Raw genomic sequence first — 9,332 nt, 5'->3', positions numbered from 1 at the left:
CATGTGAGCAATCCAGAATCTTTCCGCGGCGGCGGTCTGGATTGCTTCGTCGCAAGGGCTCCTCGCAATGACGACGGAGCGAGTCGGGCCGCTACGCCTTCAACTCCACCGTCTTGAACTCCGCAGGCAAAATCACCTCCAGTAACTCCACGTCGTCAGAATAATCCAAGATCATGTGCTTGATCTTCGGCGGCTGGGTCCAGGCGCTGCCTTCCTTCATCAAGGTCTCGCCCTGCCCGTCCATGTAGGTCTTCACCCAGCCCTTGAGCACGTAGACCATCTGGAAGTCGACGTCGTGGAAGTGCAGTTTTGAGACCTCATCGGGATCGCAGGGGCCTTGCAGGCGGATCACATGGGCTTGCGCGAGGCCATGGCTTGCAGCGGCGATGCCGAGGTCGCGGTATTTTGCGTAGGCGCGCAGGCCGTCGGCTTTGAAATCTTCCTCGCGATGGTGGCTGATGGCGATGCGCTGCTTCGGGCGCGCGGGTTTCTTCGTTGCGGCCTTGGTTGTTGTCTTGGCGGGCGTCGTGCGCGCCTTCGCTTTCACGGCTTTGCGCGCGGAGGATCGCGCGGCGGATTTGGCGCCGCTCCGCTTCTTCACCGCAGTCTGGGCTGCGCTGCGCGATTTTGTTTTCTTGCTTGTTTTCTTGCTTGTCTTCTTGGCCATGGGCCGGCCTCCCCTGGTGTTATCGGGAAAGGCTAGCACGGAAACATATCTCGTAGGGTGGGCAAAGCGGGAAGCGTGCCCACCATTGCAAATGGAAGCGCGAAGAGATGGTGGGCACGGCGCGCGAAGTGCGCGCCTTTGCCCACCCTACCGCACCGTCCAAGCCCTCAATTCAGCCGGAACACGCCATCCACGGCGCGCAGCTCGGCGGGCTTGATCAGCTTGGAATGCGCGACCGTCACCGAGTGAAGCGGGCCGTCGAGCTTCTCTTCCCAGAACGCCAGGAAATCCTTCAGCGCCGGGAATTTCGGAAACATGTCGTAGTTCTGCCAGACATAGGTCTGAAGCAGCGAAGGATGATCCGGCATCCGATAGAGAATCTGTGCCGTCGTCAGCCCGTAACCCAATAGCTGTTTCCGGAAATCGTCGGAAACGGCGCCCGCCCGCAAGCCCATGCCAACCTCCTTTGCAGGAGCGCATATTCAGGGGATGGCTTGCCGGTACGCTGCTGACGAGCCACCCGGTGAAGATGCGCTCACATGAGAGAAATGTGACGCAAACTGACAATCCATCTCAAGCCCAAAAGTTTAACAAGCTGTTGAAATTCAATGCGTTAGCAGCAGACACGGCTCCGTGCTAATACGCCCCAAGGGCCCTCCAAGACCGGTTAACGATGGTAAAGGGATTCTGGCAGACAGGCCTTCTGAGTGCCGATTTTTCTGCTAGAAGCCCTTGCCCCCGCAAAATTCCTGTCCTATTTCAGCCTCGCCTGTGCTAGCACTCGTGGGCACAGACTGCTAACGCCTAAAAATTCCCATACCGTGCAACTACTTAGGAGGACTGCATGAAATTCCGTCCGCTTCACGACCGCGTCGTGGTCAAGCGCATCGACGCAGAAGAGAAGACCGCCGGCGGCATCATCATTCCCGACACTGCCAAGGAAAAGCCCTCGCAGGGCGAAATCGTCGCCGTCGGCCCTGGTGGCCGCGACGAAGCCGGCAAGCTGATCCCGATCGACCTGAAGGTCGGCGACCGCGTGCTGTTCGGCAAGTGGTCCGGCACCGAGGTCAAGATCGACAACGTCGACCTGCTGATCATGAAGGAAAGCGACATCATGGGCGTCCTCGACGTCCCCGCTTCCAAGAAGAAGGCGGCCTAACAGCCCCCTCTCTCCCCCAGCTAAACCCCTCAAGGAAAAATCCAGATGTCAGCTAAAGAAGTCAAATTCGGCGTAGATGCGCGCGACAAGATGCTGCGCGGCGTCGACATCCTCGCCAACGCGGTGAAGGTCACGCTCGGTCCCAAGGGTCGCAACGTCGTCCTCGACAAGTCGTTCGGCGCTCCCCGCATCACCAAGGACGGCGTCACCGTCGCCAAGGAGATCGAGCTCGACGACAAGTTCGAGAACATGGGCGCGCAGATGGTGCGCGAAGTCGCCTCCAAGTCCGCCGATGCGGCCGGCGACGGCACCACCACCGCAACCGTTCTCGCGGCTGCGATCGTTCGCGAAGGCGCCAAGTCGGTTGCCGCCGGCATGAACCCGATGGACCTGAAGCGTGGTATCGACCTGGCCGTGGAAGCCGTGGTCGCCGACCTCGTCAAGAACTCCAAGAAGGTCACCTCGAACGACGAGATCGCCCAGGTCGGCACCATCTCGGCCAACGGTGACGCAGAGATCGGCAAGTTCCTCTCCGATGCCATGAAGAAGGTCGGCAACGAGGGTGTCATCACCGTCGAGGAAGCCAAGTCGCTCGAGACCGAGCTCGACGTCGTCGAGGGCATGCAGTTCGACCGCGGCTACATCTCGCCCTACTTCGTCACCAACGCCGACAAGATGCGCGTTGAGATGGACGACGCCTACATCCTCATCAACGAGAAGAAGCTCTCCTCGCTGAACGAGCTGCTCCCGCTGCTCGAGGCCGTGGTGCAGACCGGCAAGCCGCTGATCATCGTCGCCGAGGACGTCGAAGGCGAAGCGCTCGCGACCCTGGTCGTGAACCGTCTGCGCGGCGGCCTGAAGGTCGCGGCCGTCAAGGCTCCGGGCTTCGGCGATCGCCGCAAGGCCATGCTGCAGGACATCGCGATCCTGACCGGCGGCCAGGCGATCTCGGAAGATCTCGGCATCAAGCTCGAGAACGTCACGCTCAACATGCTCGGTCGCGCCAAGAAGGTGATGATCGACAAGGAGAACACCACGATCGTCAACGGCGCCGGCAAGAAGGCCGACATCGAGGCGCGCGTGGCCCAGATCAAGGCGCAGATCGAGGAAACCACCTCGGACTACGACCGTGAGAAGCTCCAGGAGCGTCTCGCCAAGCTCGCTGGCGGCGTCGCGGTGATCCGCGTCGGCGGCGCGACCGAGGTCGAGGTGAAGGAGCGCAAGGATCGCGTTGATGACGCGATGCATGCGACCCGCGCTGCTGTCGAGGAAGGCATCGTCCCGGGCGGCGGCGTCGCCCTGCTCCGTGCTTCCGAGCAGCTCAAGGGCCTGCGCACCAAGAACGACGACCAGAAGACCGGCGTCGAGATCGTGCGCAAGGCGCTGTCGGCTCCCGCTCGCCAGATCGCGATCAACGCCGGTGAAGACGGCTCGGTGATCGTCGGCAAGATCCTGGAGAACAAGACCTACGCTTACGGCTTCGACTCCCAGACCGGCGAGTACGTCAACCTGGTCACCAAGGGCATCATCGACCCGACCAAGGTGGTCCGTACCGCGATCCAGAACGCAGCCTCGGTTGCGGCCCTGCTGATCACCACGGAAGCCATGGTCGCCGAGCTGCCCAAGAAGGGCGGCGCCGGTCCGGCGATGCCCCCGGGCGGCGGCATGGGCGGCATGGACTTCTAAGTCCAACGACCTCGATGACTACGAAACCCCGGCAGCGATGCCGGGGTTTTTGTTTGAGGTGATACACTCTGTGGTAGTATCATTCTATTGTCATTCCGGGGCGGCGCAAAGCGCCGAGCTACGGTGCGCAATTGCGCACCTGAGAATCCATTTCACCGCTTGCTCATGGCCTATTACGTCTACCTCCTCGCCAGCAAGAAGTACGGCACGCTCTATCTCGGCGTGACGAACAATATCGTCCGGCGCACTCACGAACATAAGAGCAAAGTCATTGCTGGGTTCACCAAACGATACTCTGTCAGCCGATTGGTATGGTTCGAGATCTACGACGATCCCGTCACTGCGATCACACGCGAGAAGGAGTTGAAGAAGTGGCGGAGGGAATGGAATATCCGGCTTATTGAGGAGAAGAATCCTCAGTGGATTGATCTGTATCCGCAAATTGCGGTCTGACCTCGCCGGTCAATGGATTCCGGACTCGGCGCTACGCGCCGCCCCGGAATGACCGAGGGGCTAACCCACCCTCCCCATCCGATCCGGGCGCAGCTCGCCTCTGGAATCGAGCGACCAGAAGATCCGCGTCACCTTGCCGACCAGATTGTCCATCGGAATAAAACCCATCGCCGACTTGAAGCGGCTGTCGGTCGAGTTGTCGCGGTTGTCGCCGAGCGCGAAGAAATGGCCTGGAGGCACGGCGTAGACTTCGGTGTTGTCGACAAAACCGTTGTCGACACAGTCATACGTGACGTAGCTCGCGCCGTTCGGCATCGTCTCGCGCCAGCGCTTCACCTTTGCACCGACCTCGCCGCCGCAGGCGGCGCCGGCGGACACGTCCTTGAGCGCAACGCGCGTCACCGGCTGGTCGTTGAGGAAGAGCTGCCCCTGCCGCATCTGGATGCGATCGCCGGACAGCCCGACCACGCGCTTCACATAATCGACCGACGTATCTTTCGGCGACCGGAATACGACGATATCGCCGTAGGCGGGATCGGCGGCGCGGAAACGGCCGGAGATCCATGACGGCGCGAAGGGAAACGAGTAGCGGCCGTAGCCGTAGGCATATTTGGCGGCGAAGACGTAGTCGCCGACCATCAGCGTGGGCGTCATCGAGCCGGACGGGATGTTGAACGGCTGATACAGGAAGATGCGAAACAGAAAGGGTGGCGACCACAGCACGGGAACGAGCAGGATCAGGATGACGATCGCCTTCCATTCGCTGGATCTGGCGCGCGGCCGGTTGGTGCTCTCAAGAGTAGTCATTGCCTGCCCTGCCCGGGATTGTCGTCGCCACAGGATTGCGCAACCTATGGGCGCGCGCAATCCCAGGCCTGCTTGAGTTGGTCGTCAATTTGCCAAGCTGCGTTCAAAGGGCCGCCTGCAGGCGATCAACTGCGCGACATGTCCTGGAAACACGTTCTCACCCAGTCGATCGTCACGCGCGTTGCGGCATCGCGCTTGAGGTGGTTCTGCACGAGCAGCCAGACGTCGCGGCGCTTCGGCAGCAGCGTCGCGCGCAGGCGGCGATCACCGAGCAGATCCGCGCAAACATACTCCGGCAACACGCCGGCGACCTGATACGAGCGGATCAGGTTACGGATGACCCGGACGTTGTCGGTGACGCAGCGCGCGCGGGCTTGCCTCGTGCGCAGGAATTGCATCTCGGGAATGTCACCGAGCTCGTCCGGATAGGCGCACAGCACCGGCTCACCCTCGGTCGTAACAGGCTCGAAATAATAGATGCTGATATCGCCGAGCCTGGAGATCGCAAAGTCACCTTTGTCGGGCTTGCGCAGCCGGATGGCGAGATCGGCTTCCCAGCGCGAGAAGTTGACGTTCTCGCTCGAGGTGAGGAATTGCAGCGTCAGGCCGGGATTGGCGCGCAGGAAGTCGCTCGCGCGCGGCGCCAGCGCCTCCTCGGCGACCGTGTTGGTGGAGGCGATGCGCAGGCGTCCCACCGGACCTGCCAGGCTCTCACTGAGGCGACCGATCTCGGTGGCATGTGCGGCCATCGCCTCGACATGGGCCAGCACCGCCTCGCATTGCCGCGTCGGCCTGCGGACGCCGTCGGCGGCCTCGAACAGACGCAAACCGAGCGCACGCTCGATGCGCGACAGCCTGCGCCCGACCGTGGTCTCGTCGATGCGCAGCCGCGCGCTGGCGCCCGCATAGGTGCCCTCGTCCCTGACCGCAGCGATGATGCGCAGATCGTCCCAGTTCATCGACCGAGGCTATACCGGCCGGGAGCAGCCTGCAATATCGCAGCCACCCGCTGCAATTTCCCTGCATATCGGCAGGGATTGCCGGAGTTATGTTTGCCGCGCCTCTTGCCCCCCGGAGATGTCAAAGACCATGACGACCGCAAAGACCCTGCTGCAGCTCGCCGGTGCCGATCTCAACCCGCCGCGTCTCGGCGACGCCGCGCTGGTGCTGATCGATATCCAGAACGAATATCTCGCAGGCCCCCTCGCCTTGCCCGACGCCCGGCCCGCAATCGCGCGGGCGGGTGCACTCCTGGCACGGGCCCGCGAGAGCGGAGCCGCGATCATCCATATCGCCCATCGCGGCAAGGCCGGCAGCCTGTTCGATCGCGGCGCCGACCGCGGCGCCATCGTCGTCGAGCTAAGCCCCCGTGCCGGCGAGCTGGTGATCGAGAAGGAGTTGCCGAATGCGTTTGCCGGCACCGATTTGCAGGCGCGCCTTGCCGCAACCGACAGGAAGAACATCGTGCTAGCCGGCTTCATGACGCATATGTGCGTCAGCTCCACGGCGCGCGCCGCGCTCGACCTCGGCTTTCGCACCACGATCGATGCCGACGCCTGCGCCACGCGCGATCTGCCTGACGGGCGCGGCGGCACGCTGGACGCCCGGACCGTCCACGAGGTTGCACTCGCCGAGCTATCGGACCGCTTCGCGATTATCGCGCGCGGCGATGCGCTGACATAACGGAGCAACGCGATGCTGCAACTCTATTTCTCGCCGATGGCCTGCTCGCTTGCGAGCCGCATCGCGCTCATGGAAGCCGGCCTCGATGCGCGCTATCACCTGGTACATCTCGCGACCAAGACAGTCGCGGACGACGACAGCGATTTTCGCGGCATCTCGCCGAAGGGCGCGGTGCCGGTCCTGGTGCTGGAGAACGGCGAGCGGCTGACGGAATGCGCGGCGGTGCTGCAATACATCGCCGACCTCAACCCTGAGCGCGGCCTTGCGCCGCGGCCGGGCGAAGCGGATCGCTACCGCCTGCAGGAATGGCTGAGCTTCACCGGCGCCGAGATCCACAAGGCGTTCCTGTTTCCGACCTTCTGGTACAAGGACGAGGGCTCGCTCGCCAAGCCGCGCGCGAGGATCGCTCAGACCTTGTCGGTGCCGGCAGCACATCTTGCCGATCGTGAATTCCTCGTCGGCGACAGCTTCACCGTTGCCGATGCACATCTCACCTGGGCTTTGCTGCTGCTCCGTGCCGCAGGCGTCGACATCGCGCAATGGCCGTCATTGTCGGCCTATCTCGAACGCATGCGGGCGCGGCCCATGGTGCGGGAAGCGATCGCCACCGAGACGGCGCTGCGCAAGGCCATGGCGGCTTGAGCGCGCCTCAGTCGACCCGCGCCAGCACCGCGAGCCTGCGGATGCCCTTGTTGCGATAGGCGTCGAGGAACGCGTAATAGTCCTTAAACGACACGCAGCCGTTGGAATCGCCGTTCGGCCCGAGCATGAAGGTGTGCGCGAGCAGACCGTCGCGGCCGTAGATCGCGTTCTCGCCGCCGACCGGGGTCAGCCGCAGCGCCGGCACGCCGTGGAACAGCGCTTCGCGCGGCTTCAGCTCGTAGATGTGCGGCGGGGTCACGCCGCGCATGCGCACGCGCGAGGAACGGGGATCATCGAGGTTGGAGCCCAGGCCGGAATGCGCCTCGAGCCTGGTGCCATCGGGCAGATACACAGTCTTCGCCGTGATGTCGTAGACCGCGGTCGAGCGGTCATAGGGCGGCGAGCCGCCCAGCATCGGGTTCTGCTCCTTCGGCGCGATGGAAGCGGTCACGCTGGCATCGGCCGAAGCATAAGCAAGCAAGCCGCCGGACGGCTCGCGCTTGCCCCAGAGCTTCTCCACCATCGACTGACGCGGACCGGTGATCGACATCACTGCGGCCTTGGCGCGATCGGCAAACGACTTTGGCTTCGCTTCGGGCGCCGGCACGATCTCGGCCGGATCGGCCGACGCGAGCTGCACCGGCGCGTCAGCGCGCTTGGTCTTCGCGGCGTCCGCGATCTTCTCGACGGCCTTGGCCGGGCTCTTCAGCACGTCTGCGACCCTGGCGACGACGGTCGGCTTCGCCGCTTCCTTGGCGTCGGCGACCTTCGCCGCAGGCGCAGCGCTCGCCGCGTTGGACTCGACGCCCTGCGTCGCCGCGGCGGCAAAGCGCTCGTTGAACATCTCGCGTGAAATCGGTGCAGCCACCTGCAGCCGGTCGGGCAGCAGCGCAAAGGTGTCCCGGATGGCCTCGCCCGCCTCGCGCAGCGCGACCTTGGGCGCACGCTTGACCACGGGCTCGTCGTAGCCGGAGCTGCCGACGGTCGGATAGACGCTGGCGGCGAAGATGTTGTTGTAGACGGTCCAGCCGGCAAGCACGACGCAGCCAATCACGGCCGCGCCGAGCACGTTTTGGGTGGTCATTTTCCGGGAAGACTTCCGATGAGAATGCTTGTTCGGATTCTTGGGCTTCCGTGCCGCGTAACTTTGCGCAGCGATACTCGTACTCATTCGCCTTGCGTCCAGGACGGTGTCACTCAGTCCCCCTTCGAAGTGCCGCTGGTCACGTTCCGGGAACAGCATCTCGCAGAGGGTCGGAGCGTCATTAAGGCGACTTTTAGTTAAATGCGGATTAAGTTCGGGCGTATGTAGGGCAGGTCGTTAACGCTGTGCCATTTCGAGAAAAAAGCCCGCAGAACTACGGACTTAGGCGAAGCTGTTAACCACACTTCTCGGCCGGTTCGGCACGGTCGGCGGACGTCTCCGGCCGCATCTTTGGACGCACCAACCAAGTCGTTTTCGTGGTCATCAATATCCGGAAGATAGCGGGGATACGTTGCGCGAGGCTGGTGCGTTCAACTGCAGATGTCAGCACAACGGCGGCAGCAGATCACGCACGTCACACATCGCGCGACGATCGCTCGCGGCACGGCGCGCCTTGACTGAAAGTTGATCGCGCCGGGCTGGAAATGGACGCAGCGACAAAATAGCTACCCAAAGGGAGGCTGGCATGAGAGGGATTTCGCGCGGCGGGTTTTGCGCCCTGGCGTGGTCATTGGTGTTGATCGGATCTGCAATTGCACAGCCGGCCGCCAATGCGGGCTGCACGGCAACACCATCGGCCGCGGGGACGCAGACCTGGCGCTGCAACAACGGCATCACGATCGTCGCAGAAAGTGGCGCCAGATTTGAACTGAACGACGCCAACCGCGACGGACATATTGACTCCGTGGAGTTGAGCAGCAAGGCGCTGCTGGTCGAGGTGCCCAGGAAGCCCGGCGGCAATCCCTTCAAGGTGCTGACGCCGCAGGCGATCGCCGCCGTCCGCGGCACCAAATGGGCGGTCGATGTCGCCGAGGCCAAGACCTCCGTGTTCGTCGCCAACGGCCGTGTCGGCGTGGCCCGCAGGGCGGCGCGTGGACGCGGCGTGGTGCTGGGCCCCGGCCAAGGCGTCGACGTGGAAGCGGCGGGTCCGCTGACCGTCAAGACGCTGACCGTCAAGACATGGGGCCAGCCGCGCGTCGACGCGCTGATGGCAAGACTCGGCCAATAGGCCTGCCCGGTCAGGCCGGGAT

General features: G+C 63.4%; 11 protein-coding genes. 6 read left to right on the top strand and 5 right to left on the bottom strand.

What is annotated here, in order from left to right:
* Positions 1-91: 91 nt before the first annotated feature.
* On the bottom strand, positions 92-667 hold the full coding sequence (locus tag FXB38_RS14715) for a cupin domain-containing protein (protein WP_148751552.1): 576 nt from the start codon (positions 665-667) through the stop codon (positions 92-94).
* A 167-nt stretch (positions 668-834) separates the two neighbouring features.
* Complete coding sequence (locus FXB38_RS14710; RefSeq protein WP_148751551.1) at positions 835-1,122, bottom strand: usg protein; 288 nt, start codon at positions 1,120-1,122, stop codon at positions 835-837.
* Positions 1,123-1,511: 389 nt separating this feature from the next.
* Here FXB38_RS14710 and FXB38_RS14705 point away from each other — a divergent pair, with 389 nt between their 5' ends.
* The 3 genes from FXB38_RS14705 to FXB38_RS14695 all read left to right on the top strand — a co-directional run bounded on the left by FXB38_RS14705 (position 1,512) and on the right by FXB38_RS14695 (position 3,965).
* Positions 1,512-1,826 (top strand): co-chaperone GroES, encoded by a 315-nt coding sequence (locus FXB38_RS14705; RefSeq protein ID WP_027518760.1) that lies wholly within the window; start codon positions 1,512-1,514, stop codon positions 1,824-1,826.
* Between the two features lie 45 nt (positions 1,827-1,871).
* Positions 1,872-3,512, top strand: a complete 1,641-nt coding sequence (gene groL, locus FXB38_RS14700; protein WP_148751550.1) for a chaperonin GroEL — start codon at positions 1,872-1,874, stop codon at positions 3,510-3,512.
* A 165-nt stretch (positions 3,513-3,677) separates the two neighbouring features.
* Positions 3,678-3,965 (top strand): GIY-YIG nuclease family protein, encoded by a 288-nt coding sequence (locus tag FXB38_RS14695; protein WP_148751549.1) that lies wholly within the window; start codon positions 3,678-3,680, stop codon positions 3,963-3,965.
* Positions 3,966-4,025: 60 nt separating this feature from the next.
* On the opposite strand, the gene lepB is transcribed toward FXB38_RS14695, so the two are convergent.
* Positions 4,026-4,772, bottom strand: coding sequence for a signal peptidase I (lepB, locus tag FXB38_RS14690; RefSeq protein ID WP_148751548.1), 747 nt, complete (start codon positions 4,770-4,772; stop codon positions 4,026-4,028).
* Between the two features lie 125 nt (positions 4,773-4,897).
* Positions 4,898-5,731: a LysR family transcriptional regulator gene (locus FXB38_RS14685; RefSeq protein WP_148751547.1), complete on the bottom strand. Its 834-nt coding sequence runs from the start codon at positions 5,729-5,731 to the stop codon at positions 4,898-4,900.
* A gap of 130 nt (positions 5,732-5,861) precedes the next feature.
* Between FXB38_RS14685 and FXB38_RS14680 the strand changes: the two genes are divergently transcribed.
* A complete protein-coding gene (locus tag FXB38_RS14680; RefSeq protein ID WP_148751546.1) occupies positions 5,862-6,455 on the top strand; it encodes a cysteine hydrolase family protein in 594 nt (197 codons plus the stop codon).
* Positions 6,456-6,467: 12 nt separating this feature from the next.
* On the top strand, positions 6,468-7,097 hold the full coding sequence (locus FXB38_RS14675; protein WP_148751545.1) for a glutathione binding-like protein: 630 nt from the start codon (positions 6,468-6,470) through the stop codon (positions 7,095-7,097).
* A 7-nt stretch (positions 7,098-7,104) separates the two neighbouring features.
* On the opposite strand, the gene FXB38_RS14670 is transcribed toward FXB38_RS14675, so the two are convergent.
* A complete protein-coding gene (locus FXB38_RS14670) occupies positions 7,105-8,181 on the bottom strand; it encodes a DUF2778 domain-containing protein (RefSeq protein ID WP_187434876.1) in 1,077 nt (358 codons plus the stop codon).
* 586 nt (positions 8,182-8,767) lie between these two features.
* Here FXB38_RS14670 and FXB38_RS14665 point away from each other — a divergent pair.
* Positions 8,768-9,310 (top strand): FecR domain-containing protein, encoded by a 543-nt coding sequence (locus FXB38_RS14665; RefSeq protein ID WP_148751543.1) that lies wholly within the window; start codon positions 8,768-8,770, stop codon positions 9,308-9,310.
* The last annotated feature ends 22 nt before the right edge of the window (positions 9,311-9,332 follow it).

The organism is Bradyrhizobium cytisi, assembly GCF_008123515.1.
GTDB classification, from domain to species: Bacteria; Pseudomonadota; Alphaproteobacteria; order Rhizobiales; family Xanthobacteraceae; genus Bradyrhizobium; species Bradyrhizobium cytisi.
The sequence above is the reverse complement of the archived record's forward strand: the minus strand, read 5'-3'. Positions and strand labels throughout refer to the sequence as shown.

Excerpts from the sequence above, each read along its gene's own strand:
- FXB38_RS14715 (WP_148751552.1), bottom strand. The coding sequence starts at position 667 with ATGGCCAAGAAGACAAGCAAGAAAACAAGCAAGAAAACAAAATCGCGC.
- FXB38_RS14710 (WP_148751551.1), bottom strand. The coding sequence starts at position 1,122 with ATGGGCTTGCGGGCGGGCGCCGTTTCCGACGATTTCCGGAAACAGCTA.
- FXB38_RS14705 (WP_027518760.1), top strand. The coding sequence starts at position 1,512 with ATGAAATTCCGTCCGCTTCACGACCGCGTCGTGGTCAAGCGCATCGAC.
- groL (WP_148751550.1), top strand. The coding sequence starts at position 1,872 with ATGTCAGCTAAAGAAGTCAAATTCGGCGTAGATGCGCGCGACAAGATG.
- FXB38_RS14695 (WP_148751549.1), top strand. The coding sequence starts at position 3,678 with ATGGCCTATTACGTCTACCTCCTCGCCAGCAAGAAGTACGGCACGCTC.
- lepB (WP_148751548.1), bottom strand. The coding sequence starts at position 4,772 with ATGACTACTCTTGAGAGCACCAACCGGCCGCGCGCCAGATCCAGCGAA.
- FXB38_RS14685 (WP_148751547.1), bottom strand. The coding sequence starts at position 5,731 with ATGAACTGGGACGATCTGCGCATCATCGCTGCGGTCAGGGACGAGGGC.
- FXB38_RS14680 (WP_148751546.1), top strand. The coding sequence starts at position 5,862 with ATGACGACCGCAAAGACCCTGCTGCAGCTCGCCGGTGCCGATCTCAAC.
- FXB38_RS14675 (WP_148751545.1), top strand. The coding sequence starts at position 6,468 with ATGCTGCAACTCTATTTCTCGCCGATGGCCTGCTCGCTTGCGAGCCGC.
- FXB38_RS14670 (WP_187434876.1), bottom strand. The coding sequence starts at position 8,181 with ATGACCACCCAAAACGTGCTCGGCGCGGCCGTGATTGGCTGCGTCGTG.
- FXB38_RS14665 (WP_148751543.1), top strand. The coding sequence starts at position 8,768 with ATGAGAGGGATTTCGCGCGGCGGGTTTTGCGCCCTGGCGTGGTCATTG.